The organism is Halobellus salinus, assembly GCF_014646875.1.
In the GTDB taxonomy this organism is placed as follows: Archaea; Halobacteriota; Halobacteria; order Halobacteriales; family Haloferacaceae; genus Haloquadratum; species Haloquadratum salinum.
The window spans coordinates 1-24,119 of the sequence record NZ_BMOC01000021.1 but is presented as its reverse complement, the minus strand read 5'-3'; the positions used below and the strand labels follow the sequence as shown (position 1 = coordinate 24,119).

At 68.2% G+C, this 24,119-nt stretch carries 26 protein-coding genes; 8 read left to right on the top strand and 18 right to left on the bottom strand.

The window, feature by feature from the left end; translation table 11 throughout:
- Position 1 precedes the first annotated feature (1 nt).
- The 4 genes from IEX72_RS13310 (at position 2) to IEX72_RS13295 (ending at position 2,301) form a co-directional block, all read left to right on the top strand.
- Positions 2–778 (top strand): cytochrome bc complex cytochrome b subunit, encoded by a 777-nt coding sequence (locus IEX72_RS13310; protein WP_188788161.1) that lies wholly within the window; start codon positions 2–4, stop codon positions 776–778.
- Positions 779–1,119: 341 nt separating this feature from the next.
- Complete coding sequence (locus tag IEX72_RS13305; protein WP_188788159.1) at positions 1,120–1,524, top strand: DUF7315 family membrane protein; 405 nt, start codon at positions 1,120–1,122, stop codon at positions 1,522–1,524.
- Positions 1,517–1,792 (top strand): DUF7314 family protein, encoded by a 276-nt coding sequence (locus IEX72_RS13300; protein WP_188788157.1) that lies wholly within the window; start codon positions 1,517–1,519, stop codon positions 1,790–1,792. Before IEX72_RS13305 ends, IEX72_RS13300 begins: the two co-directional genes overlap by 8 nt.
- A gap of 59 nt (positions 1,793–1,851) precedes the next feature.
- Positions 1,852–2,301: a DUF7313 family protein gene (locus IEX72_RS13295; protein WP_188788155.1), complete on the top strand. Its 450-nt coding sequence runs from the start codon at positions 1,852–1,854 to the stop codon at positions 2,299–2,301.
- A 94-nt stretch (positions 2,302–2,395) separates the two neighbouring features.
- On the opposite strand, the gene IEX72_RS13290 is transcribed toward IEX72_RS13295, so the two are convergent.
- The 8 genes from IEX72_RS13290 to IEX72_RS13255 all read right to left on the bottom strand — a co-directional run bounded on the left by IEX72_RS13290 (position 2,396) and on the right by IEX72_RS13255 (position 10,339).
- On the bottom strand, positions 2,396–3,121 hold the full coding sequence (locus IEX72_RS13290; RefSeq protein WP_229663844.1) for an NAD(+)/NADH kinase: 726 nt from the start codon (positions 3,119–3,121) through the stop codon (positions 2,396–2,398).
- 161 nt (positions 3,122–3,282) lie between these two features.
- Positions 3,283–4,206, bottom strand: a complete 924-nt coding sequence (locus tag IEX72_RS13285; protein ID WP_188788151.1) for an alpha/beta fold hydrolase — start codon at positions 4,204–4,206, stop codon at positions 3,283–3,285.
- Between the two features lie 91 nt (positions 4,207–4,297).
- A complete protein-coding gene (gene meaB / locus IEX72_RS13280; protein WP_188788149.1) occupies positions 4,298–5,515 on the bottom strand; it encodes a methylmalonyl Co-A mutase-associated GTPase MeaB in 1,218 nt (405 codons plus the stop codon).
- Between the two features lie 5 nt (positions 5,516–5,520).
- On the bottom strand, positions 5,521–5,961 hold the full coding sequence (locus tag IEX72_RS13275) for a cobalamin B12-binding domain-containing protein (protein ID WP_188788147.1): 441 nt from the start codon (positions 5,959–5,961) through the stop codon (positions 5,521–5,523).
- A 116-nt stretch (positions 5,962–6,077) separates the two neighbouring features.
- The gene (locus IEX72_RS13270; RefSeq protein ID WP_188788145.1) at positions 6,078–7,373 is read right to left on the bottom strand and encodes a GAF domain-containing protein; all 1,296 of its coding nucleotides are present in this window, start codon (positions 7,371–7,373) and stop codon (positions 6,078–6,080) included.
- A gap of 55 nt (positions 7,374–7,428) precedes the next feature.
- Positions 7,429–9,231: a S9 family peptidase gene (locus tag IEX72_RS13265; protein WP_188788143.1), complete on the bottom strand. Its 1,803-nt coding sequence runs from the start codon at positions 9,229–9,231 to the stop codon at positions 7,429–7,431.
- A 42-nt stretch (positions 9,232–9,273) separates the two neighbouring features.
- The gene (locus IEX72_RS13260) at positions 9,274–10,068 is read right to left on the bottom strand and encodes a hypothetical protein (RefSeq protein ID WP_188788141.1); all 795 of its coding nucleotides are present in this window, start codon (positions 10,066–10,068) and stop codon (positions 9,274–9,276) included.
- Between the two features lie 13 nt (positions 10,069–10,081).
- Positions 10,082–10,339 (bottom strand): MTH865 family protein, encoded by a 258-nt coding sequence (locus IEX72_RS13255; protein ID WP_188788139.1) that lies wholly within the window; start codon positions 10,337–10,339, stop codon positions 10,082–10,084.
- A 117-nt stretch (positions 10,340–10,456) separates the two neighbouring features.
- Between IEX72_RS13255 and IEX72_RS13250 the strand changes: the two genes are divergently transcribed.
- Entirely contained in the window at positions 10,457–10,999 is a 543-nt protein-coding gene (locus IEX72_RS13250) for a plastocyanin/azurin family copper-binding protein (RefSeq protein ID WP_188788137.1), read from the top strand.
- A 35-nt stretch (positions 11,000–11,034) separates the two neighbouring features.
- Here the strand turns inward: IEX72_RS13250 and IEX72_RS13245 are convergent, their stop codons facing one another.
- The 7 genes from IEX72_RS13245 to IEX72_RS13215 form a co-directional block, all read right to left on the bottom strand.
- On the bottom strand, positions 11,035–12,093 hold the full coding sequence (locus IEX72_RS13245; protein WP_188788135.1) for a glycosyltransferase: 1,059 nt from the start codon (positions 12,091–12,093) through the stop codon (positions 11,035–11,037).
- Between the two features lie 73 nt (positions 12,094–12,166).
- Positions 12,167–12,787: a DUF420 domain-containing protein gene (locus IEX72_RS13240; protein ID WP_188788133.1), complete on the bottom strand. Its 621-nt coding sequence runs from the start codon at positions 12,785–12,787 to the stop codon at positions 12,167–12,169.
- An 84-nt stretch (positions 12,788–12,871) separates the two neighbouring features.
- Positions 12,872–13,918 (bottom strand): NAD(P)-dependent glycerol-1-phosphate dehydrogenase, encoded by a 1,047-nt coding sequence (locus IEX72_RS13235; RefSeq protein WP_188788131.1) that lies wholly within the window; start codon positions 13,916–13,918, stop codon positions 12,872–12,874.
- Between the two features lie 51 nt (positions 13,919–13,969).
- Positions 13,970–14,722: a LysE family translocator gene (locus IEX72_RS13230; RefSeq protein ID WP_188788129.1), complete on the bottom strand. Its 753-nt coding sequence runs from the start codon at positions 14,720–14,722 to the stop codon at positions 13,970–13,972.
- 66 nt (positions 14,723–14,788) lie between these two features.
- Entirely contained in the window at positions 14,789–15,496 is a 708-nt protein-coding gene (locus IEX72_RS13225; RefSeq protein WP_188788127.1) for a TMEM165/GDT1 family protein, read from the bottom strand.
- Complete coding sequence (locus IEX72_RS13220) at positions 15,493–16,197, bottom strand: metal-dependent transcriptional regulator (RefSeq protein WP_188788125.1); 705 nt, start codon at positions 16,195–16,197, stop codon at positions 15,493–15,495. Before IEX72_RS13220 ends, IEX72_RS13225 begins: the two co-directional genes overlap by 4 nt.
- Before the next feature lie 63 nt (positions 16,198–16,260).
- Positions 16,261–17,427, bottom strand: a complete 1,167-nt coding sequence (locus IEX72_RS13215) for a pyridoxal-phosphate dependent enzyme (protein ID WP_188788123.1) — start codon at positions 17,425–17,427, stop codon at positions 16,261–16,263.
- 86 nt (positions 17,428–17,513) lie between these two features.
- Here IEX72_RS13215 and IEX72_RS13210 point away from each other — a divergent pair, with 86 nt between their 5' ends.
- Complete coding sequence (locus IEX72_RS13210) at positions 17,514–18,788, top strand: NAD(P)/FAD-dependent oxidoreductase (protein WP_188788120.1); 1,275 nt, start codon at positions 17,514–17,516, stop codon at positions 18,786–18,788.
- A gap of 19 nt (positions 18,789–18,807) precedes the next feature.
- Here the strand turns inward: IEX72_RS13210 and IEX72_RS13205 are convergent, their stop codons facing one another.
- A complete protein-coding gene (locus tag IEX72_RS13205; RefSeq protein WP_188788118.1) occupies positions 18,808–19,512 on the bottom strand; it encodes a metallophosphoesterase in 705 nt (234 codons plus the stop codon).
- 91 nt (positions 19,513–19,603) lie between these two features.
- Here IEX72_RS13205 and IEX72_RS13200 point away from each other — a divergent pair, with 91 nt between their 5' ends.
- A complete protein-coding gene (locus tag IEX72_RS13200) occupies positions 19,604–20,494 on the top strand; it encodes a DUF7839 domain-containing protein (RefSeq protein WP_188788116.1) in 891 nt (296 codons plus the stop codon).
- 193 nt (positions 20,495–20,687) lie between these two features.
- Here the strand turns inward: IEX72_RS13200 and IEX72_RS13195 are convergent, their stop codons facing one another.
- Positions 20,688–21,287 carry a J domain-containing protein gene (locus IEX72_RS13195; protein ID WP_188788114.1) on the bottom strand — a complete coding sequence of 200 codons (600 nt, stop codon included), beginning with the start codon at positions 21,285–21,287 and terminating at the stop codon, positions 20,688–20,690.
- 135 nt (positions 21,288–21,422) lie between these two features.
- On the opposite strand from IEX72_RS13195, the gene ppsA reads away from it, so the two are divergent.
- Positions 21,423–23,732, top strand: coding sequence for a phosphoenolpyruvate synthase (ppsA, locus tag IEX72_RS13190; protein ID WP_188788112.1), 2,310 nt, complete (start codon positions 21,423–21,425; stop codon positions 23,730–23,732).
- A gap of 114 nt (positions 23,733–23,846) precedes the next feature.
- On the opposite strand, the gene IEX72_RS13185 is transcribed toward ppsA, so the two are convergent.
- A partial coding sequence (locus tag IEX72_RS13185) for a zinc ribbon domain-containing protein (RefSeq protein WP_188788110.1) occupies positions 23,847–24,119 on the bottom strand: 273 nt, incomplete at its 5' end.

Below are 24,119 nucleotides of genomic sequence, written 5' to 3'. Positions count from 1 at the left end.
AATGACCGACGACACACCCAACCGAGAGACCGACGCCGAGAAAGCCAGGGCCGACGGGAGCGGCATCGTCGCGCCGGACGACGAGACCCCGACGTGGCGAGAGCGAAAAACGCGCACGCAGGGGCTCTCTCAGCTCACCTACGAGTATTTCGAGCGCGCCCGCCGGGAAGACCAAGACCTTCGACAGGAGTCCGATTACGTCGAACGCGACGTGCTCGCGTTCCCGACGTGGCCCCACGAGGTCATCCGGAACCTCGCGGTCGCGAGTTTCTTCGTCGGCATGTTGATTTTCCTGTCGGCGACGCTGCCGCCGCACATCGGCGACCCAGCGAACCCGTCGAGCACGCCCGCAATCATCCTGCCGGACTGGTATCTCTACTGGTCCTTTGGCCTCCTGAAGCTGGGTCCGCTGAACCCCGAGCTGTCGATTCTGGGCGGCCAGAAGCTGATGGCCGACCGGACCTACGGCGTGCTTGCGAATCTCGTGGTGGTCGGGTTCGTCGCCATTGTTCCCTTCCTCAACAAGGGGAGCGCGCGGCGCCCGGTTGAGCAGCCGTTCTGGGCGGCCGTCGGGGTCGGCGGCGTGCTGTTCGCGTTCACGATCAGCGTCTACTCCGCGAAGAACCTGATCCCGATGAACCTCCACCTGCTGTTCGATCTCACGTTCCTCGTCCCGATCGTCGGCGGGTTCGTCACGTGGGCGGTGCTGAAGACGATGCGCGAGGGGTATATGTACGACCTCAACCGGCGGTACTACCGGCTCCGGCCGCCGAAGTAGCGGCATACGCGCCGATCACCGCTAGCCGGGTGTCGAAGACTGTTCGTATCCCGGTTTGGTTCGTATCGGAGCCGGTGAATCGGCTGTCAGAACGGGATCGCGCACTTCGTTGTGCGTTCGCCTCCGGATCGCTGCTAAGAACTGCATCAACAGCCTGCGAGCCACCCGTTAGTCGGCTCTTGGCCCGCCCGCTCCCCCCGGTCACTCGCGGTGGATACATTCCCCGTACTGTGTGAATCCGATCCGAGCGTGGCGCTCTTCGACGATACGCTGCTGATTCTCGCCCCCGGCGACGCGGACGTACGGAAAGGCCCATTTTGATGCCCCGCGTAGCGGAGACGATGACCGACGGAGACGCCACGGGCGTGGCGGCCGACGACGCCGACGGGGAACCGCCGACCGGCACCGATGAGGCGCGAGACCGCGACATCGTCGTCCCGATGCGGCTTTACAAGACCGTGACCGTCTTTTCGACGCTCATTGCGGTGGTGTGTGTTGTGTTCGGGTTCATGCTTCTCGACGCCGCCACCCTCAACGTGAGCTTCCTCGGGAGCATCGTCACCGGAGTGTTGGCCCTCGTCGGCGTCGGCGTCGGCGATGGGCTCCTGAGCACGGCCTTCGCCGTGGGCGGACTCGGGATCATCGGATTCGGTGCTGGGGTGTACGTCGTCGGAACGCGGTTCCGCGCCGAAGGGATGGGAAAGTCTCAAGAGGACTCCAACGAAGATTCGGACAACAATGGCTGACGAGTTCATCAAGGGACTGAGCATATTCACCGGTGCCGGGCTCGCGTGGATGGTACTGGCAGGGTGGTACCGCACGCCGAGTTTCGAGAGCGAACAGCAGTTGGTGGCCCCCGTCGAACTCGCGGACTCGGCAACGATGTTCGACTCCCTCGGCGTGCTGCTGATGGACGTGTTCTTTTGGTTCGCGATTCTGGGTGCGCTCACGTTTTGGGTGCTTGTCCCGGCTGTGCGACGCGCCGGTGAGGCCCTCAACGAACGCGTCGGGTAACGCTCCACCGGCGGATGCGATTGGAAAAGCTCTAATGAGTCGTGTGCGCATCCTCAGGTATGTATCCGTTACAGTTCCTCGTCCCGATCGGTGCGCTTGAGGGCGTCGCCCCGATTCTCCCTTTCGGCATCCTCGCGTTCGCGGTCGCAAACATGGTCACGCGGATCCTCCAGCACAGCCGACACGAGTCACAAGCCCGAGGCAGTGACGACGACGAGGCGCTCACCCGGTGGCTCCCCCACACCGTGACCACCCTCGGACTGGTGTTCTCGTCGCTGGCTTTCCTGATCGTCGAACCCCACGGCGGGATGGTGATGTCGGTGCTCGCACTCACGGTGTTCGTCTCGGATTTCTTCGAGTACGAGTCCCGGCGCGTGGAGGCTCGCTCGAAGAGCAAGGACCTCCAGCGACCGATCGCAGCCATCGGAGCGTCGGTGTTCGCGCTGCTGTACGCGAGCTACCAGAGTCTGTTCTTCGTGATCGAGCCGCTCTGGAACGCGGTCATATAGACCGTTTCGTGGGCTGTGGCGGGTCGGTCGAGTTTCCCTTGCGGCAATTCACAGAGAACAAGACGGATGCCACGGGGCTTGACCCCGAGGCGGTTCACCGAGTCGAGAACTGCTGTGGATCGACGAGCGACAGCGTCGAACCAGCCTCGATGTCGACCGCGGCCTCCGGGGGTACCGACCGGGTTACCTCGTCGTCGAGGCGCACCGTCACTTCGGCTTCGTCGCGTTCCACCGACAGCGACACCGGCGGACGGAGCACCCACGGGCGGACGTGCATTGCGTACGCCGAGACCGGCACAGCGACGAGCCCGGTCCCGGGTGCGAGCACGGGACCGCCGGCGTCGCGGGCGTAGCCGGTGCTGCCGAGGGGCGTGGCGACAACCACCCCGTCGGCGCGGACAGTCTCATCCCACCCGTCGGTGGACCTGATCCCAAACTCCGAGATACGGGCGGGTGCAGCCGTCAGAAGTGTTACATCGGTGACCGCGGTCCCTGCGGGGTCGCCTCCGACCGCGACGTCGAGAAGCGGGTGACCGACCGTCCGGAGGTCGTCGCGCACCGCGGCGTTGGCGACAGCGCCGACCGCACTCTCGGGCACCTCGTACCGACCCACACCGGCCGCAACGGGTGCGATGGGGGTCTCAGGGCAGAGCCGCGCGACCGCGAGCAACGACGACTCGCCGACCGCGAACGCGACTCCGGCATCGGCGACGGTGTCGGAGGTCACGGCGTCGGGGTCGACAACCCGGGCGTCAGTCCCCGCGAGCGCGGGCTCAAGCGCGTCACCCTCGGTCACGACCGCAACCGGGACCGAACTCACCGCTCGGCCTCCGCGTACCCCGGATCGATCCAAGCCATACGAGCGCTACGGCGGTCGGGGCAAAAGATCCGGGGGTTCGTCTCCGCGGTGTCGGCAGGACGCCCCTCGGAGCGCTGTGGGGGCGACGCCCACGGTGCCACGGGATCCCCACCGCCCGGACGTCACCGCTCGAGCGCGTCGGCCAGCACCTCCAGGACTCGCTCGGGGAACTCCACGTGTGGCAGGAGTTTGGCGTCGTCGACCACCACCAACCGGCAGTCGGCCGCCTCTGCGAGGTCGCGCCCGCGGCGCAGCGGCGTGATATCGGCCTCCCGACCCCACAGCAGCGTCACGGGAGCGTCGACGCCGCTGAGTTCGGCCTTGAGGTCGATGTCGGCGTTGAGGAAGCCGCTGATAAACGACGCGGGAGCGTACCGCGCGTTTGGCTGGTGGGCGGTCTGCCACTCGTAGTCGATCCACTCCTCTGTCACGCGGTCGGTGTCATAGTAGCCGTGGTCGGCGTTGAAATACCGGATCGACGGCTTCGAGGCGAGGAGGTTGAACACCCCCTCGCCGACGACGGGCGACCGGAGGAGTTCCCGCAACAGGAGGTTCCGGTCGGGACCGCCGCGTTCGGTGGGGCAGATCAACACGAGCGACCGGAGGTCGAGGTCACCCGCGACGTCGAGTACGTACGCGCTCGTGAGCGACGACGCCACAACCGCGGGGCTGTCGAACGCCGCGAGGAAGTCGCGGACGAACTCGGTGTACAGCGACGCGGAGTACCGGAGCGGCGGGCGCTCGGAGGTGCCGAACCCCGGGAGGTCGGGGGCGATGACGTGGTGGTCGGCCGCGAGGTCGCCGAACACCTCCCGGTATTCGCCGCTCGACCCCGCGGCGTTGATTCCAGAGAGGAGGACGAGATCCGGGTCGTCGGGGTCGCCCGCCTCGGCGTACTGGACATCGATATCGCGCCACTCGAACGTCCGTTGTGAGCCGTCAAGCGCGGGGGCGAGCGCCGACGCGCGCTCTCGGAGCGTGACGTTCGCGAGCGCAACGGCGCCGACGCCGGCCGCGAGTCCGCCGACGAGAGATTTGCGATTCATACGCGCACTGATGGCCGGGAGCGACTTCAGGGTGCTGGCGTTTGCCGGCCCACACCACGACCGCATCGGTCGCCGGAGGGGGTTGCCGCCGTCACGCGTCGCCGTCCGGCCCCCGCTCGTCCGCAGCGTTGTTGGAGTCGTCCGCAGTGTCGCCGGCGTCGTCGGTGGCCTCGCGCGGGAGCCGCCCGTCGTTGACAATATCGGCAATCGGCTCGACGACCTCCGACGCGACCGTGTAGGGGTCGGTGTCGCCCGCGAGCACCCGCTCTGCGAGCGCGTCGACCCCGCCCCGCCGCCGGATCTCGGCGTCGAGCAGTGCGTTCGCGTCCTCGCGGATCAGCCGCCGGATCTCCGCGGCGTAGCGCGAACGCGCACGCTCTCTCCCCGCGCCCGACTCCTGTAGGTAGCTCGCGTGGGCGTCGAAGGCGTCGACCAGATCGCCGATCCCGTCGCCACCGGTCGCGACCGTCGTGACGACGCGGGGATCCCACGACGGGATGTCGCCGCCCGTACCCGGGTCTGAGCCCGACTCGCGACCCGCGGAGTCTCCGCCGCCGGGGCCGGTTTCGGGGGTGTTCGCGCCGACCGACGCCCCGTGGTGGCCGCCAGCACTGACCGGGGCCCCGCCGGATCCGCCCCGGTGGAGCATCTCTTCGAGGTCGGCGATCAGCCGGTCGACGCCGTTCATATCCGCCTTGTTGACCACGAACACGTCGCCGATCTCCAGGATTCCGGCCTTCAACATCTGGACGTCGTCGCCGCTGCCGGGTTGGGCCACCACCGCCACGGTGTCGGCGGTCCGGACGATGTCGACCTCGTTTTGGCCGGCGCCGACGGTCTCGACGAGGACGACGTCCTTGCCGAAGGCGTCGAGGGCGTTGACCGCGTCAGTGGTCGCCGTTGAGAGTCCTCCCAGCCGGCCGCGAGCGCTCATCGACCGGACGAACACGTCCATGTCGCCGACAGTGGCGGCCATACGGATCCGGTCGCCGAGCACCGATCCACCGGAGTACGGCGACGCCGGGTCGACCGCGACAACACCGACCGTGTCCCCGCGGTCACGGTAGGCGGCCGCGAGTTTGTCCACCAGCGTCGACTTCCCCGCCCCGGGGCTTCCGGTGATCCCGACCACTTCGGCGTCGCCAGTGCGGGGGTACAGCCGGGAGACGAGATCACGGTGGCCGGGTGCGCGGTCCTCGATCCGCGAGATGACCCGCGCTAGCGCGCGGTGGTCACCGTCGAGCAGCGACGCCACCAGCCGCCGGTTTCGGTCGCCCGCGGAATCGTCGAGTGGGTCTGGCCGGGTCATCAGGGTTACACCGGGTCGTCGGGCCTGGGTCGGACGTTCTCGCGGACGAAGTCGATGGTCTCCTGCATCGGCGTCCCGGGGCCGAAGACGGCTGCGACACCCATGTCGCGGAGGCCGTCGCGGTCCGCTTCGGGGATAATCCCGCCGACGATCAACAGCGTGTCCGAGCGGGCACCGTACTCCTCGAGTCCCTCGATGACCTTCGGAACCAGGGTGTTGTGGGCGCCCGAGAGAATGGAGAGACCGAGCACGTCGACGTCCTCTTGGACCGCCGCCTGGACGATCTCCTCGGGCGCGCGGTGGAGTCCGGAGTAGACCACCTCGAACCCGGCGTCCCGGAACGCTCGGGCGATGACGTGTGCACCCCGGTCGTGGCCGTCGAGTCCCACTTTGGCGATGAGACAACGGACCGGTCGGGCGCGTTCCCCTCCCGAATCGGCGCTCATACCGGCCTGTTCAACAGCCGCCGGTTTGGTTCTACCGGCGAGTGATCAGACGGGCCTGGTCTCCGGGGCCGCGATCCGGTCCTGAGGTGCCGTTCGGACCGCTTCGGCGGGAGCACTCACCCGGTCTCGCCGGCGCCGCCGTCGACTGGCTCTGTCCGGTAGACCCCGAAGGCGTAGTGAGACCCATCCGGCGGAGTGACCGGAATGACGGCGAGCGCGACGGGTTCCTCTCGGCTTCCGACCCGTCTGATGACGGATCCCTGAGACTCACCTTCGCCGTTCAGTGCTGCCTCGTACCGACCGCGCTCCGCCTCAGTCGGGACCGCAGTCGACAGCGATTGGCCCGTCGGATTCCCGGGGAACACTTCCTCGTAAGCGCTGTTGGCCTCCACGACGGTGGTCTCTTTTTCGTGACGCTCGACACAGACGACGGGCACCGGAATCGCCGCGTATAACGCGTGGAGGCGGTCGCGCTCGGCTCGAAGCGTCACCTCACGCTCGAGGCGGGCGAGCGCCTCCCGGGTGTAGCCCGCGAGGATCTCCGTGAACTCCTCGTCGCGCTCGTCGAAGGCGTTGCGGGCGCGCGAGGCGATCTGGAGAACGCCCCGGGAGCCGATCGGCACGCTCAACAGCGCGTGGAGGTCGTCGTGGTTGATGACGGCGTCCGGGTCCGACTGCACGTCCGCTACGATCTCGGCCTCACCGGTCGAGAGCGTGCGTCCGGCGACCCCTTCGGTGACGCCGATGTGTCTCAACTCGGGGTCGGGAAGCGCCGACGCGCGCGGAACGAGACGGTCGCCGTCAGGAAAGAGGACCACGCAGTGGTCGAACGCCAGCGCGTCGGTCACGGCCGCCACCGTCCGGTCGAGCACGGCATCGACAGTTTCACACCCAGTGATGTCGCCGGCGTAGCGGCTCAGCGCTGTCAGCCGCGTGTTCTGGTCCTGGAGGTCACTTCGCCACCGGGTCTCACGGACGACGGCCCGGACCCGCGCTGCGACCGCCGCGACAGGAATGCCGGTCGCACCCTCCGCTCCGCCCGCCCCCGCGACCGGACGCTCGCAGACGACCGCCGGAATCGACACGTCGTCCGGCAGACACCCCAGCGGCCCGGTGTTGCTCCCCAGCACCACCACGCAGTCGATTGTCGGCCCGAGTTCCTCGAGATACTCCCCGGCGGTCCGCTCGTCTCTGAGCACCACCTCAACGGGGAGGCGGTCGGCGATACCGGCCGCGACGGTGTCGGGGTCGCTGCCTCGATCGGGGGAGCCTCCGCCGTCGGCTGATCCTGCCCCGCCAGCGTCGGTCCCCGGCGCGTCGCCGCCGCGTACGAACGACCCGTCGTCGGACCGGTCTCCGGGCTCCGACGGCGAGACGACGAGGACGCGCCCCCCAACAGGGTCGTCTGTCACGCTTCCGATAACGTCAGTCTCCAATCTAAAAGCTTCGGCGAACCGAACGTTCCCGTCACCTCACGTGTTCGTCCAGAAACGCCACGACTGCGCTGTATGCTTCGACCCGATTCTCCAGCTTCGAGAGGCCGTGGCCCTCGTCCTCGAAGATCAGTTCGCGAACCGGAACGTGGTCTCTCGCCGCCTCGACAAGCCGGTGGGCCTCCGAGACCGGGACTCGTGGGTCGTTCGCGCCGTGGAGCACGAACAGCGGCGCGCGGACCTCCTCGATCGTATTGAGCGGGGAGATCGACTCCAGCAACTCGCGGTCCTCGGCTAGTGAGCCGTACTCCGCCTCCCGAAGGTCCCGCCGCCACTCCCCGGTGTTTTCGAGAAACGTGACGAAGTTGGCGATGCCAACGATGTCGATCCCGGCGGCCCACACGTCGGGGTACTCCGTCATCGCGGCGAGGACCACGAACCCGCCGTAGGACCCGCCCATTGCGACGATCCGGTCGGAATCGACCGCCGGATGCTCTCGCAGCCACGCCACGCCAGCCTCAACGTCCGCAACCGCATCCATCCGGTTTTCGACGTCGTCGAGGCGGCTGTACGCCGTCCCGTATCCTGCAGAACCGCGAACGTTGGGCTCGAAGACGGCGTAGCCGTTCGCGAGGAAATACTGGGTGACGGCGGCGAATGAGGGCCGGCGCTGGGACTCGGGGCCGCCGTGGATGTCGACGATCACTGGCGTCTCCCCGTGGCCGGTGTCGTCGTCCGGGACCGAGAAGAACGCCGGGATGTCCCGGCCGTCGAACGTCGGGTAGTGGATGAGCTCGGGCTGGATGAAACTCTCCGACGGGATCCCTACAGTCGAAGCGCGGGTCCACCGTTCCGCAGCACCGGTGGTGGCGTTGACGACGTAGACGTTCGCGGGACTGCCCCGGCGCGTGACCGTCACTGCGAACCGGTCGCCGTCCGGGTCGAACGCGACGCCACCCGCGATGCCGCGGGGGAGGTCGGGCGTCGGCAGCGGGTCGATCGTGTCGCCGTCGAGGTCACCGACCGCGAGTTCGGTGTAGCCGTCGACGTTCGTGGTGTAGACGACCCGACCCGACTCGTCGTCGACCGCGACGCCGTCGATCCCCCACTCGGGATCCGACGCCACCAGCGAGAACGTCCCGTCGGCGACGGTGACGCGCCACAGATCGAGCGTGTTGCTCTCGCGGTCGGAGACCAGGTAGACCGACTCTCCGTCGGGACCCCACTCGGCGCTCCGGAACCGGACGGTTCCCTCGTGGGGTGTGAGGCGGGTCAACTCCCCGGTATCGACGTCGAGGACGTAGACGTCTTGGTCGACGTTGGAGTACGCCTCGGAGACGAGAAGCGACGAATCGTCGGGCGAGAACCCCCCGACAGTCAGCCACCCGTCACCCTCGTAGACCGGTTCGGCGCCGTCGCCGACATCGTCGCGCCCCTGGACGTACACGTCGAACACCGACGCATCGCGGCGGTTGGAGGTGAACGCGAACCGGTCGCCGTCGTGGCTCCACCCGCCCCACCGGTGTTTCGCTTCGGGGGTCGCGGTGAGGTTGGTGACCTCGCCGGACGCGAGGTCGTACCGGTGGAGTTGCGCCCGCTCGTTGCCGCCTTCGTCCATCCCGAAGACGAACTCGTGTCGCTCCGGGGACCACGACACGAACGTCACCCGCTCCTCGAAGACCGTGTGCTGGTCGGGCCACGCGCCCGGGCCGGCCAGGCTCCAGACCTGCGGCACCCCGGTGGTGTCAAGTAGGAACCCGACCCGGTCGCCGTTCGGGCCGAACGACGCGCCGCGAGCGCGCCGGACGTTGAGGTATCGCTCGATGTCGTGCGACATACTCACACGACGGCGGCCGGAACTGAAAGCGTTCGGGTGGGGCTACTCAACCGAACCCTCGAAGTCGTCAAGAGAGGTCCGGCCGTCGTCGATCCACCCGCGCATCCGGGCGTACGCTTCCGGGTTGTTCGGGACGCCCTCGGTGTTCAGGAGTGTCTCCGGAAACAGTTCGTACGCGATCCCGACGAGTTGGTACTCCAGTTCAGCGAGGAACGGGTAGGTGTCAGGGTACGGCCCCTCGCTGCGGTCCCACGCTCGGATCCAGACGTACACCGGGCGCCGGAGCCGACGGGTACCGGGCTCGAAGAGACGGCTCGCCCACCGCTCGTACTTCGCTTTCGGGTCGGCGTGGTTGGTGGTGTCGACGTTGTCACACTCGGCGAGGACGGCCGCACTCAGGTCCCCCAGGTGGTACGCGTCACCGTACCCCCACCGTGCGAACTTCCCGCCGGTCGAGGAGACACCGTCGAGGTTGGCGCTCAGCCCCGCGTCCGCCCGTCGATAGGTCCCCGTCTTGCCGATGTAGTACGGGATCACTCGCGACCCTTCCAGCCCGTACAGCAGATAGACGAGTCCGTCGTACTCGCCGCCGCGCGCCTCGTGATCCGCGACAACGGTGTCGACCGCGTCACGGAGTCGTTCGTCCATCGCGTCGCTCCGCTTGAGCACCGGACGGCGTCGCCGTTTGCCGTACGCTGTGAGTTCGACGCGGCGTCCGGATCCGTCGTCGGAGCCAGGGTCACCGGCGGGTTCGGTCGCAAACAGTGGCGTGGGGTCGGTGGTGTCGACGTTGCGGTCGATCCACGCCTCCCACAGGGTTCGTTTGGTCCCGCGCACTGGACTGCCGGCGTCAGATCACGCCCTCGGTTTTGAGCCCCTCCACGACGTCGTCAACGAGCGATTCGACGTCGTCGTAGGGGAAGTCCTGGTGGCCGCCGATCTTCGCAGCCAGTTCCATTGCGCTCAGCGTCCGGTCGCCGGCGGTGAACTTTGTCCGCGGGCCGTCCGGGAGCGTGGGGACGAGATCCATCTGGCTTGTGACCGGGAACTCGGCGTCGCTGAACGACTCCGTGAACTGCTGGCGGAGTTCAGCCTCGACGTCTGTCATAGCCGGGTGGTGCGGGAGGATGCGCAAAAGGGTTCCGAAACCACCGGCCTCCGGCCGGCACGGCCCCGCACGTGACAAACCAAAGTATTCACTACAGCGGGTTCCCAACCCTCGAGTATGACCAACGGCAACGCGAAGCTGTCGCGTCGCGCCTTCCTCACGACGGCCGCCGGAACCGCCGTAACCGCGGGCGCGGCCGGGACTGCCACAGCACAGGAGGGCGGTAGCGAGGAGGTGATCGTCGGCCCCGGCGGCGACCTCGTGTTCGAACCCGGCACCGACGACTCCCTGCAGATCCTGCCCGGGACGACGGTGACGTTCACGTGGGACTCGGACAACCACAACATCGTCGTCGACAGCCAGCCCGAGGGCGCCGGCTGGGAGGGGCACGAGACGATCGAAAACACCGGGTTCACCTACGAACACACCTTCGAGACGCTCGGGACCTACGAGTACTACTGCGCGCCCCACCAGACGGCCGGGATGGTCGCCACCATCGAGGTCGTCGAGGAGATCGCGACCGAGGCGCCCGCGAACCTACCGGAGGTCCCCGACTCCGCGAAGACGCTCGGCGTCGCAGCCACGTTCGCCATGGTCGCAACCCTCGGGCTCGCGTTCTTCTTCTTGAAATACGGCGGCGACTACGAATTCGAGGAGTAGTCGCCCGAGCCGCCGGTCACCACCCCGATGCCCGCTTAGAAGAACCCGTAGCCGCCGCGCTCGTCCTCGTACACCCGTTCGTACGTGTCGAGCACGTGACTGTGATCGTAGCCGGCGAACGCCTTGTTGATCGACGCCCGGTCGTGGCGGGCCGCAGCGCGGACCTCGTGGGCGAGTTCCTGTGGGCTCGTCACGCGTGCGCCCCGGTCGCAGTTCTCCACGAGTTCGTGGGCGCTTGAGGCCGCCTGGTACTCCACAACCCCGACGCACCCGCACGCCAGCGCCCAGAGTAGCTCCCGCGCGAACGGTTCCAGGGTCGCGGTCTGAGCGAACACGTGTGCGCCCTTCAGGATGGGTACGAACTCATCGGGCGAGAGCGACCCCAGAAACGACACGCGGTCGTCGATCCGGAGTTCCGCAGCGGTCTCCATTGCGACCTCCCGCTCGGGGCCGTCGCCGACAACGACCGCGCGCCACTCGCGGTCCCGAAGCTCCGCGAGGGCGAGCAGGAACGTCTCGACGTTCGCGCGTTCGTCGAGCCGGCGGGCGTACACCAGATCCGCACGGTTGTCGACGTCGACGGACCGAACCAGGTCGATATCGACGGAGCCGGGCACGACAGTCACGTCGTCCGCGCGTGCGCCGCGCTCGCGGACACCGGTTTTCACCAACTCAGAGGGTGCGATCACGCGGTCGGCGGTCTGCGCCGCCCGCTGGACCATCCGATCGGTGTCGTGCTCGCGGACGGTCCACCAGTCAACGACGACGGGGACCCGGAGCACCCGCGCGGCGGTTCGGGCGGCGGCGACCTGCGACGGCGGGCTGTTTGTGGCGTGGATCACGTCGGGACCGACCCGCCGGAGTGCGAACGGGAGTTTCGACGCGAACGCCCGCGCCGACGCTTCTTCGGTGACGGCGTGGTACTCGACCCCGTTCTGTGAGAACGAGCCCAGCGGTCCCTCCCACCACTTCGCACACAGAAACGAGACGTCGTGGCCGCGGCCCGCGAGCCCTTCGGCCACCCGCCGCGCCCGCGCCGTTGCCCCGTCAGAGCGGCGTTGATCGGGGTACAGCGAGACGAGCGCGACGCGCATACCCGAGAATTTCCTCGCGTCGATAAAAATCCTCGACATTCACCGGCCGGTGCCCCGCCACCACCTACCGGCCTCAGACGACGAGCAGCGCCGCCGCAGCCGACTCGACGTACTCCCACCCGAAGAGATGATTCAACAGGAGGTAGGCGACAACGCCGAGCGTCAGCGAGAGCAGCCACGCGCTCGCCGCAACCCGGCCGACCCGCCGGTGGGGGGTCGCGGTCCGGAGTTCGTCCGGCGAGTGAGTGAGCCCGAGCACCAACGCGAACACCACCACCGGAACGGAGACAATCGAGAGCACGATGTGGATCGCGAGCATCGCCAGATACGGGTAGTACGCGAGCGCCGGACCCACGAACTCCTTGGTCCCGCCGCCGCCGATCTTCAGGAGGTATAACACCAGAAACACCAGGATGAGCACGAACGACGTGATCATGGCGGCGGCGTGTTTCCGAACCTCGTCGCGTCGGATCCACCGCCACCCCGAGGCGATCACGACGACGTTGATCGCGTTCACAACCGCGATCGCGTCGGCGAGTCGGTTCACCGTGGTAAGCGAGAGGTCCGGAAACACCCGGGCGGGGACAACACCGAGGAACGTCCCGATCACGGCCGCGTAGCCGACAATCGAGAGGATCACAGCGGCCGCAAGCGGGTGACGCTTGACTGGGCTGTCGGCGCTCGCGGTTGCCATACCGGGAGTCGGGGCTGCGACGTATTTGATCTTCTGATCGGCGGCGGCCGGTCGCCGCCCGCCTGTCGGTCCCGGTTGACCCCGCTACATCACGCCGGTGAACGTCGCGGCCTCGACCGCGGCGTCCTCGCTGACGCCGTTGCCGAGGATCGTGTGCCGGTCGCGGATGGAATGGGCGGTCGTGACCGCCTCGAGGAGTGTGTCACCGTCGATCCCGAGTTCGTTGGCGGTGGTGGGAGCGTCGAGGTCCTCGAGCGCCTCGCGGATGTCCGCCCACTCGCCGCGCTCGCCGGAGTGGAGGTATTCGGTCACGATCGCAGCAACACCGACTTGGTGGCCGTGGAGTGCTTTTCCAGGAACGAGCCGGTCGAGTCGGTGGGAAATCAGGTGCTCCGCGCCGGAGGCGGGCCGGGAGGAGCCCGCGATCGACATCGCGACCCCCGAGGAGACCAGCGCCTTCGCCACCAGCCACGCCGACTCCTCGAACCCGGGCTTGATGGCCGACGAGGACTCCACGAGCATCTCGGCGGTCATCTGCGAGAGCGCGCCGGCGTACTCGCTGTACTCCACGTTCTTCAGCCGGTGGGCGAGCTGCCAGTCTTTCACCGCGGTGTAGTTCGAGATGATGTCGGCACACCCCGCGGTGGTGAGCTCCCACGGCGCCTCCGCGAGGATCTCGGTGTCGGCGACGACCGCGAGCGGCGGGTCGGCCGCGACCGAATGACGGGTGTCGCCCTCGGGGATCGACGACCGCCCCGAGACGATGCCGTCGTGGCTGGCGGCGGTCGGAACGGAGACGAACCCACACCCCAGCCGGTCGGACGCCATCTTCGCGGTGTCGATGGGCTTCCCGCCGCCGAGCGCGATCAAGTAGCCCGAGTCTGCTGCTGTGGCGGCGTCGACGACCCGCTCGACCGCGTTGAACCCTGCGGTCTCGATCACGACCGTCTCGGCGTCGGGGAACTCCTCTCTGACTCGGTCGCCGACCAGGTCGTTCGGGGTCGGGCTGGTCACCAGAAACGGGGACCCCGAGAGGGAGAGGTCCTCGACCGCCGCCGAGAGGTGGCTCAAGACACCGTGACCGACGAGGACGTTCCGCGGAAGCTTGATCCACGTCGTCTTCTCGAACATACCCGCGATTCGGCGGGCGGGATCATACGGCTTACTGTCCCGAGCGTTCGGTCACCCCAGCAACACGCCCGCGCTCCGCGTTAGAAAGAGGACGCCGAACCCCGCGAGCACGACCGCGCTGAGCCCGGCGACGACGGGTGCGAACGCGTCGATCCGGCGCTCGGCGCCGACCAGCGCCGCCGGGAACCCGGTGATCCACACCACGATACCGCTGAAAAAGCCCGCAACGAGGGCCATCGTTCCGGTCTCGACGACGAGCACGCCCGCGAGCGACCCGCCGATGTAGGGGGTCTCCGCGAGCACGTCGAGCGTGCCCGAGCGGAGCAGGCCGACGCCGATCGTGAGCCAGAACAGGATCTGATACGGGTTCGTGAGCGCCAACACGAACGCCTTCCGGAAGCCGGTGCCGGCGACGACATCCGTGACTGCCTCCGTCCCCGCGTCGGTGTCGGCGCCGCCCTCCGCTCTCCCCGGGGTGTCCTCGTCAGCGCCGACAGCGCCTCGGAACGACGACTGCACGTCGCTGGCGGCGTCGTACGCGAAGTACAGCATCAGGACGCCGCCGACGCCGACCATCGCCGCGCGGATCAGCGGGAACCGCTCGACGAACGCGACCACGCCGAGTGCCGCGAGTACGAAGAAGACGGCGTCGGCGCTCATCGCGCCGAGGCCGGCTTTGAACCCCGAAACCCACCCCCGGAGCACGCTCTCCTCGGCGATGATGGCGTTCATCGGCCCCGGCGGCGCCGCCAGCGCGATGCCGAAGACGACGCCGGCGGCGAAGGTCACGAGGGTCGCTGCCATCGGCGGAAGGCGGGACCGGATCGACAAAAAACGACCGAAGCCGGTCGGACAGTCGGGATGAGTCGGCTACGCCAGCCCGACCACGGCCGTGCTGACCGTGCTGATGACCGTCTCCCAGATCGAGAACCCGGTCGTGATCGAGAGCACGGTGTCGGCGCCGAAGAAGGCGAAAAGCACCGCCGACGCGAAGTGGGCCTTCCGCATATTCACCCGGTGGGCGAACGTGTGGAACAGATACGCGTTCGCGAGGCTGACCGGGATGATCGCGAGCATTTCGCCGACCCAGATCGCGGAGGTCGCGCCGTACTGCACCGCGAGCCCGATCGTGACAAGTTGGGTCTTATCGCCGAACTCACCGGTGACAACGAGCGCGAAGATCGGGAGGAACCCGCCGAACGAACCGGCGTACTTCTCGATCGGCGCGGGCAGGTCGACGTCGGCGAGCTGTGCGAACCCGCCGTCGGTCTCGGCCGCCGCCTCGTCGGCCAGGCTGGGGCCGTCGGGCGCCGACCGGTAGAGGAGCACGGCAAAGAGCAAAAACAGCGCGGCAGTGATTGTATCGAGTGCGAGCGGCGGTAACGCCGACTGCAGCGCCCGTCCGAACGCGATTTCGACGGCCGTCCACCCCGCGAACGCCGACCCCGCGGCCGCGACGACCACCTTCGGGTCGTACCGGGTTGACAGCCCGGAGATGATGAGTTGGACCTTCTCGCCGGGCAACACGGCCAACTGGGTCACGAACGCGACGACCAGGATCTCGGCATAGGTGGTCACGCGTCGGTCACCTCCCCGCGTTCGTCGGCCACGGCCGCGTCGACGGCGTCACACACCCGGATCGACTCCGCGACCGACTCGGGGAGGCTCTGTTCGGTGTCGCCGTCGACCCGGACCGTTACCATCCCGAACGGGGCAACGCCGACGATTTTTAGTGCCGTTCCCGGCGTGACCCCGGCTGCTTCGAGGTACTCCAAATCCTCGCGGTCGCGGTCGTTGACGCGGGTGACGAGTACCCGATCATCGACCTCGCAGGCCGAAAGCGGGGTGGTGTCGTCGCCGTCGAGCGGGGCGAGGTCAGCCGAGGGGATGGGGTCGCCGTGGGGGTCGACCGCCGGGTCGTCGAGTGCGGCCGCGACGCGCCGCTCGAACTCCTCGCTGATGTGGTGTTCCAAGGCGTCGGCCTCGTCGTGGACCTCGCTCCAGGAGTAGTCGAGGTGTTCGGCGAGGTACGCCTCGAGTAGTCGGTGGTGGCGCACCACCTCGAGCGCGACCCGCTCGCCGTCGGTCGTGAGTTCGACCCCCTTGTACTTTTGATGGACGACGACCCCCCGGTCTTCGAGCGTCCCGAGCATACTCGTCACCGACGCCGGCGTCTTGTCGATGGCGTCTGCGATGGCAGATGTAGAGACCGGCGGGCCCGAACGGGCCTGGATCCGGTAGATCGCCTTCAGGTAGTCTTCCATCACGTCGCTCAACATACCCCGATTTAGAACAGTCTAAACTAATAGTCTACCGGTTCAAATAGGCGGTGTCGACCGGGATCAGATCCCCTTCCCCATCAGGTGACTTCGGAGGACGTCTGCGGTTTTGCTACCGGACTCGGTGTTGACTGCGACTGCGTGATCGTCGGCGCCGAGCACACCCTCGGTAGCGAGTGCTTCCACCGCCGCGAGCGCGACGCCGCCGGCCGCGCCAACCTCGAGTCCAACCTGCTGGGCGGCGACGACCGCGCTCTCGAGGGCGTCGTCGTCGTCGACCGCGACGAACCCGCCGTCGGTCTCCGTGACCGCCGCGAGCGCGGCGCCCCCACCACGGGGTTCGGGTATTTCCAACTCCCCGACGATGGTGTCCGGCGACTCCCAGGACTCCGGCGCGTCGGCGTCGCGCTTGTGTGCGGCCACGAGCGGTGCACACCCCGACGGCTGGGCGGCGTACACCGGCGGCAGCGCGTCAACGACGCCGACGTTTCGGAGCTCGCGGAACCCCTTTACAACGCTCGCGACGACCTCGCCCGTTCCGGCGGGCACGACGACCGCGTCCGGGGTGGTCCACGAGAGCGACTCTGCGATCTCGAAGGCGATGGTCTTGAGTCCGTCGTGGCGGTGGGGATTGTCGAACTCCTGGAGGGTGTACCACTCCGATTTCAGATCTTCGTGAAGCGCGGCCTCCGCGTCGGGGTACCGACCGCCGGCGACGCGCATCTCTCCCCCGTGGACGTTCACCATCGCCTTGTTCGAGAAGGGCGCACGGGAGGGGACGAACGCGTACGACCGGAGTCCCACCATCCCGGCGTAGGAGGCGGCCGACTGGCCAGCGTTCCCCGGTGTTGCGAGCGCGACCAGGTCGGCGTCCGCCTCGCGAGCAGCAGTCACCGCGACCGAGAGCCCGCGATCGAGGGCTGTTCCAGTCGGGTTCCGACTCTCGTCTTTGATCGAGAGCGTCCCGACACCCGCCTCGGCCGCAAGCGGTGCCGCGTTGACCAGCGGGGTGCCGCCCTCGCCGGCGGTGACCGGCTCCTCGAACGCGAGCAGATCGCCGTACCGCCACATCGACCGGCCGGTTCCGAGGTCGCCGGCCCAGTCGACGGCGTCGTAGTCGTAGTCGGCTTCCAGCCGCGCCCCGGCGTCGCTTTTGCCCGTGGCGGTCGCGTCGTAGCGCTCGCCGGTCGCGGTGCACCCCAGTCCGCGGAACGCCTCCGTGGTTGCCATACGAGAGGTAACGGCCGGACGGGCATATCGCTACCCACTCGCGGCGGCGACGCAGTGCCTTTGTGGGTGTCTGTCGAAGCACGGGTATGACAGACCGATCCGTGGTTGTCGTCGGCGCGGGACTGGCTGGGCTTGTCGCCGCGCGGCGGCTCGCCGACGCGGGGGCGGACGTGAGGGCGTACGAGGAGCGACCGGAGGTCGGGGGGCGCGTGCGGACGGAGACCGTCGACGGGTTCACGCTCGACCGCGGCTTCCAGGTGCTTTTCACCGCGTACCCCACGGTTCAGCGGGAGCTGGACGTAGCGGCGCTCGACCTCCGATATTTCTCGCCCGGTGGGGTCATCGCCCGACCGGGGTCGCGGTCGGTGCTCTCGGATCCGCTTCGGGATCCCCGAAGCCTCATCGCGTCCCTCCGGAACGACGAGGTGACGTTGACCGACAAAGCGCGGACGCTGCTGCTCCGCCAGCACGTCGGGACCCGAGACGAAGCGGAGATCTTCGGGAGCCACGACCGGTCCATCCGGTCGTACCTCCGGCGGTGGGGGTTCTCCGACGGGTACGTCGAGAACTTCGTCGCGCCGTTCTACGGTGGGATCACCCTCGATCGGTCGCTGTCGACCTCGAAGCGCGTTTTCGAGTACACGTTCAAGTCGCTCTCGGAGGGACGGATCGCGGTCCCCGCGGCCGGGATCGGAGCGATCCCCGAGCAACTCGCCGAGCGGGCGCGGGCCGCCGGGGCGTCGATCCGCTGCGGCGACTCCGTCGAGTCGATTGCGGACCACGGCGACGGCGTCGCGGTCGAAACCCCGTCGGGACGCGTCGACGCCGACGCGGTCGTGATCGCGACCGACCCGAAGGAGGCGAAGCGGCTCACCGAAGTCGACACGATCCCGACCGACGCTCGCGGGTGCGTGACGCAGTACTACCGGCTGCCCGAGAATGTAGCTCCGAGGACGCGCCGGAAACTCCTGCTCAACGCCCACGACCCGTCGCCAAACACCGTCGTTCCGATCTCGGAGGTCGCCCCGGAGTACGCACCCGCCGGCGAGGCTCTGCTCAACGCGACGTTCCTCGGGGCTAATGCGCAGAAGCGTAACGCCGACGCGCTCGCCGAGGAGACGCGGCTGACGCTCTCGACGTGGTATCCGGACCGGGACTTCTCCGCGCTGGAACTCCTCGACACCCACCGAATCGAGTTCGCGCAGTTCGACCAGCCGCCCGGCGTTCACGATGACCTCCCGGGTCCTCGCGCGCCAGGCGGCCGGACGTACCTTGCGGGTGACCACACCGCGTGGTCGGCAATCCAGGGCGCGATGCGGAGCGGCCGGGAGGCGGCGGACGCCGTGCTCGAGGACCTGTGACTGGCGACGGCGCCAGACCCTACAGGAGCCGCCTGAACTTCGACAGCGGCGGGAACCGGAGCGTTGCGCCGTCCTCGCCGTCGTAGACGACCGGCCGAGCGTCCGCCAGGCCGTCGACCAGCGGCGACTGGAAATCACCGTCGCGGGCGTCGTTGACCGTCACGCCCGGGGCGAGCCGGGAAAACGCCGGGAGCATCAGCACGTCGGCGCCGCGGTACGCGTCGGAGAGCTCCAAGAAGCAGGGGTGACGCTGCCCCTCGACGGTGATCGCGGGGTGGTCGTGACCGACAACGTACCGATCGGCGCGGGTCTCGGGGATCTCGTGACCGTGGCAGACGACGGTTCGGGGGGCGTCAGCGACGACGTACGCCGGTTCGACGTCGTCACGGAGTTCCCCGAGCACCGTATCGTGGTTCCCGCGGACGAACACGGTCCGGGCGTCGGCGTCGCGGCAGGTATCGACGAGCGCACCGACAGTTCCACGCGCCTGCTGGGTAACGCCGTCGAACCGGTGGAGCACGTCTCCGGCGAACACAACGGTTTCAGGCTCCGTCTCGGCGAGGAGGCCGCCGAGCCGGTCCACCAGATCGGCGCGCTCGCCCAGCGGGAGCGTGACGCTCGACGCCTCGTCGCGACCGACGTGGAGGTCGGCGATCACGAGCGTGGCCGTATCGGAGACGAACACCCCGCGCTGGAGGAAGGTGATCCCGTCCACGACCGGCATTACACCCCACGTAGCAAGACCCTGGCGCCTCGTCTGACGGAGCCTCGTCTGACGGAGGGGTTTTTTGCTATCGCTCCCGAGATGAAGAGACATGACCGGTGCCCTCGAGGACAAGCGGACCGCGACGCGGTTTCGGATCCTCGTCGAGATCGCCGACCGCCAGCCGGCGGTGAGCCAAGGCGAGATCGCCGACGCCGTGGGGGTGACGAGCCAGGCGGTCAGCGAGTACATCCGCGACCTCGTCGCCGACGGCTACGTCGACAAGGAAGCCCGTTCGCGGTACCGAGTGACAAAAGAGGGGGTCGACTGGCTGTTTCAGGAGGCGAAGGGGCTCCGGCGCGTCGCCGAACACGTCACCGAGGATGTCCTCGAGAGCGTCCAAGAGGACGCCGCGATCGCGACCGCGGACATCGAGGCCGGCGACACGGTGACGCTGTCGCTCCGCGACGGCCTGTTGCACGCCGCACCCACCGACACCGGCCCCGCGACCGGTGTGGCGACAACCAGCGCCCAGACCGGCGACGGCGTGAGTGTGACCGGGTTCGAGGGCGTCATCGAGATCGATCCCGGGCGGGTCACTGTGGTGCAGGTGCCGTCGGCGCGGGCGGGTGGGAGTCGGGCTGTCCCGGCCGAGGGGGTCCGGACCGTCTGTGCGGACGCGTCGGTGGTCGTCGCCGCCGGCGTGGAGGCAGTCCTGTCGCTTCGCGACGCCGGAATCGACCCCGAGACGACCTTCGCTGCCGGTGACGTGGCCGCGGAAGCCGCAGCGCGGGGCGTCGACGCCGTGGTCGTCGTCACCGCCGACGCGGTGGGTCGCGTGACCGACGCACTCCGCGACGGCAACGTGTTGTACGAGGTCACCGAGGCCGGCGCTGCTGGGGGGCTGGAGGTCGGGACGGACGACAGGGACGGGGAGCACGGCACCCCGGGCGACGGCAGTCGGTCGAGCGGCACCGACGGCTCGGGCGACGACACCGCCTGACCCCGATAGCGTGCTCGAACAGGCGACACGCACGGCACGTCCACGACGCGGCGTGTCGCACACCCGCGAACGCGCCGTGGCAACTCGTCAGATCACGGGGTGTCTGGCCCCGGCTTCCGGGAAAAACGTCCGCCCGTGCGGGACGCAAAACCAGTAGACCGGCCGACTGTGGGCGGACGACCCGGCCAAGGCATCAATCGGCGTGTTCCCGCGCGGTGGCGTACGCCTCCTGGAGGCGCTTGAACTCCGCTTGTGACCCCCCGTTGTCGGGGTGGACCCGCTTCACGCGGTCGCGGTAGGCGTGCCGGACCTCCTCGGTTGACGCGTCGCGGGAGAGGTCCAGGCGGTCGAACGCCGCCGCGACAGGATCGGTCCGGTCAAACTCCGCGTCGGTCCCGACCTCCGGCACGTCGAAGGGCAGGCGTCGGCCCAGCGCGCGGCCGGGCATCTCGTACTCACAGAGAACGGTGTAGATTCCGGCGCGCTCAAGCTCGAAGTACGCCCTCGCGTCGAACGTGAGCGCCACGTCGCGGGCCGGGAGGTAGAACTCGACCGTCCGGCCGTGGACCTCGCGGTCCTCGGCGAACGGCTCGGAGATGTCCCTGAGGTACGACCGGATCTCCACGCGGCGACGAGTCGACCCGTTGACTCGGCCGCCCGACGGAGTCGGCTGGTCGGGGAATAGCCGCCCCCCGAGTACGAACGCCCCGGCGACGACAACGGAGGCGAGGCCGCCGCCGACGAGCCCCAACACGAGCCACGGCGGCAGCACCGACAGCCACTCCTGGTGCACGGTACCGGAAACGAGCGGGCCACTAATGAATTTCTCGCCGTGGCGCCGGCCGGGATACTCGGTTTCGAGTACGTTTTATTCAGGTTTCGTGCTCCGGAAAGTATTTTAATCCGATCCGCAGAATTGTACTCGTTAATGGCTGTAGCTTGGCTGGAGGACGTTCGGTCGACCGATGTCGATGGCGTCGGCGGCAAGGCGGCGTCGTTGGGCGAACTCACCGCGGCCGGGCTGCCCGTCCCCTCGGGGTTCGTGGTGACCGCCGGCACGTACCGGGAGTTCATCGAGAACGCGGATATCGACGAGGAACTGTTTGCAGCCGTCGACGTTGACCACGAAGACACCGACGCGCTCCGGGAGGCCCACGGTCGCGCGCACGAACTCATTATGGACACACCGATCCCCGACGACGTTCGCGAGGGGATCCTCGCAGCCTACCGGAGTCTCGGCGACGGCGAGCGGTTTGTCGCGGTCCGGTCGTCGGCGACCGCCGAGGACCTCCCCGACGCCTCCTTCGCGGGCCAACAGGAGACCTTCCTGAACGTCCAGGCCGAGGCCCTGATCGAGCGCGTCAAGGAGTGTTGGGCGTCGCTGTTCTCCCAGCGCGCGATTTACTACCGGAACCGCCAAGGGTTCCCCCACGCCGAGGTCGACATCGCGGTCGTCGTCCAGGAGATGGTCCCCGCCGAGAAGTCCGGCGTGCTGTTCACCTCGCATCCCTCGACCGGCGAGCCCCGGATTATCGTCGAGGCGGCGTGGGGGCTGGGCGAGGCGGTCGTCTCCGGCACTGTCTCCCCCGACAACTACGTCGTCGACAAGGAGTCCGGCGAGGCCGAGACCATCACCGTCGCCGACAAGAAGGTGATGATGCGCAAAGACGACGAGACCGGCGAGACCGTCGAGCAGGCAGTCCCTGACGAGAAACGTAGCAAACGGGTGCTCGCTGACGACGAGATCGCGGAACTCGCCGAACTCGGCCGACGGGTCGAAGATCATTACGACGCCCCACAAGACGTCGAGTGGGCGGTGTACGACGGCGACATCTACATGCTCCAGTCCCGGCCGATCACGACGATCGCCGACGAGGAGATCGACGTCGACATCGACGCCGACGACGCGGGGACAGCACCACCGGTCGACCCGGCGGACGACGCCGGCGCGGGGCCATCGAACTCCGGGGACGTCCTCTTCCGCGGGCTGGGTTCCAGCCCGGGGGTCGCCTCCGGACAGGCACGGATCGTCACGAAGCTCGATCACTTGGACCAGGTCGGCGACGGCGACATCATCGTGACCGAGATGACGATGCCCGACATGGTGCCGGCCATGAAGCGTGCAGCGGGGATCGTCACCGACGAGGGGGGGATGACCTCCCACGCCGCGATCATCTCCCGGGAGTTGGGCGTGCCCGCGGTGGTCGGGACCGGGTCCGCGACCCGCGAACTCGAGGACGGCCAGCCGGTCACCATCGACGGCGACAAGGGCAGCGTCCGCGAGGGCACCGAAGTGGAGAAAGAGCAGCCCGAACCCATCGAGGCGGCCCGCCCGAAGACACCGGTGAAGCCAATGACCGCAACAGAGGTGAAGGTGAACGTCTCGATCCCGGAGGCCGCCGAACGCGCCGCCGCGACCGGTGCCGACGGCGTCGGCCTCCTCCGGATCGAGCACATGGTCTTGTCGCTGGGGCAGACTCCGACCCGATATATCGCCGAAAACGGCGAACGGGCGTACGTCGACGAACTCGTCGACGGCATCCGGACCGCCGCCGAGGAGTTCTACCCCCGGTCCGTCCGCGTCCGGACCCTCGACGCCCCGACCGACGAGTTCCGGCAGTTGGAGGGCGGCGACGACGAGCCGCGGGAGCACAACCCGATGCTCGGCTACCGGGGGATCCGGCGGTCGCTCGACACCCCTGACCTGTTCGCCCACGAACTCGAGGCGTTCCGGCGGATCTTCGCGATGGGGTACGACAACGTCGAGGTGATGTTCCCACTGGTCAACGACGCCGACGACGTCGCCCGCGCCCGCGACCTCCTCCGGGAGGCCGGTGTCGATCCCGAGACGCGCGAGTGGGGCGTGATGGTGGAGACACCCGCCTCGGCACTGGAGGTTGAGTCGATGGCGAAGGAGGGGATCGACTTCGTCTCCTTCGGCACCAACGACCTCACGCAGTACACCCTCGCGGTTGACCGGAACAACGAGCGGGTGGCCGACCGGTTCGACGAGCTTCACCCCGCGGTCCTGAAGCTCATCGGTGACACCATCGAGACGTGCCGCGAGCACGACGTGAAGACCAGCATCTGCGGGCAGGCCGCCTCGAAGCCGCGGATGGTGCAGTTCCTGGTGGAGAAGGGGGTCTCGTCGGTGTCTGCCAACATCGACGCCGTCCGCGACGTCCAACACGAGGTCAAGCGGGTCGAACAGCGGCTCATCCTGGATTCGGTACGGTAATCGGCCGACAGACGGCGTCGGCTGGTCCCCGGACGACCACCAGCGACCCACCGGGTCGGCCGCCCGAGGTCGCCACCCGAGAAGGGAACGGGTGAACTACCCTACCCTACTCGCTCACGGCTGCGCCGTTCGCTCCTTGACGGTAGGGCTTCCTGCTTCCACGACGCGCTTTGCAGATACAGGCGTATCCACAGGGAGCGCAGTCTCCACAGGCATTGATTCGGAGTGTCCCACTCCTACATCTTCGAGACCGCGAGAAAGAATGTTCCACGCCGCGTTCGCGTCCCTGTCCGCCTCAAACCCGCAGGCAGGACAGGAATGTTCACGGACCCACAACGGCTTATCCGTCGAAACGCCGCAAGACGCGCACTCCTTGGTCGTCCCTCT